At 48.6% G+C, this 995-nt stretch carries 1 protein-coding gene; it reads left to right on the top strand.

Annotation, left to right across the window (positions count from 1 at the left end):
- Positions 1 to 893, top strand: an 893-nt coding sequence (locus M1B78_RS18425; protein ID WP_257941492.1) for an IS982 family transposase, incomplete at its 5' end; no start/stop codon positions are given.
- Between the last annotated feature and the right edge of the window lie 102 nt (positions 894 to 995).

Here is a 995-nt window from a genome sequence, read left to right as displayed (position 1 = left end):
TTTTTTGTATTGCCGATGATTTCTGCAAGGAATTTGAGGTTGAGATGGCAAAAAACGCCCTTCCGTCCACAACAGACACTCCAAAACGGAAAAGAAAGCGCATGATGTCGGATGCCGAAGTCATCACGATTCTGATCTGTTTCCACTTCAATTCGTACCGAAACTTCAAGCACTATTATCTGGGATGTGTGCGCATTCACTGGAAGCATCTGTTTCCGCAGACATTCTCCTACAACCGCTTCGTGGAGGTCATGCCCCGATGTTTCGTGGCTCTGACCATGTTTCTGCGGCTCGCTTGTTTCGGAGAGTGCACGGGGATAAGTTTTGTGGACAGCACCTGCATTCCGGTCATACACAACAAGCGCCAGTTCAACATGAAGGTGTTCAAGGATATCGCGGCCAAAGGGAAGAGCACTATGGGATGGTATGTCGGCTTCAAGCTGCATCTGCTATGTAACGAAAAAGGCGAGCTGATCAACTTTGTACTAACACGCGCCAATGTGGACGACCGCAACGAGGTTGTCATTGACACGCTGACTGACAGGGTGTTCGGAAAACTATATGCTGACAAGGGATATATATCGCAGTCTCTTTTCGGACATCTCTGGGATGACGGCATACATATTGTGACAGGCCTTCGCTCGAACATGAAACAGCGTCTCATGCCGTTCTATGACAAGATGATGCTTCGTAAAAGGAGCATCATCGAATCCATAAACGACATGCTGAAGAATGTGGCGCAGCTCGTCCACTCCCGCCACCGCAGCGTACACAACTTCCTCATGAACCTGCTTGCGGCAATGGGCGCGTATTGTTTCTTCGCCACAAAGCCGGAGGTGAACTTTGACTTTGAGGTACCCGAGTCAAACGGGCAGCTTGTCCTCTGGGATTAACTCCAGCCTGTACAAATAAATCAGGCGACCTTGACAGGCCGCCCAATACTCTATGTCTTTTGCTTGGTTGAAAAAAATAAAGTTCTTATCCCGAACTCACGT

Origin of the sequence: Bacteroides muris (ex Fokt et al. 2023) (genome assembly GCF_024704895.1) — a bacterium.
GTDB lineage: Bacteria > Bacteroidota > Bacteroidia > Bacteroidales > Bacteroidaceae > Bacteroides > Bacteroides muris.
Note: the sequence above shows the minus strand (reverse complement) of the source record. Positions and strands in the feature narration are given on the sequence as shown.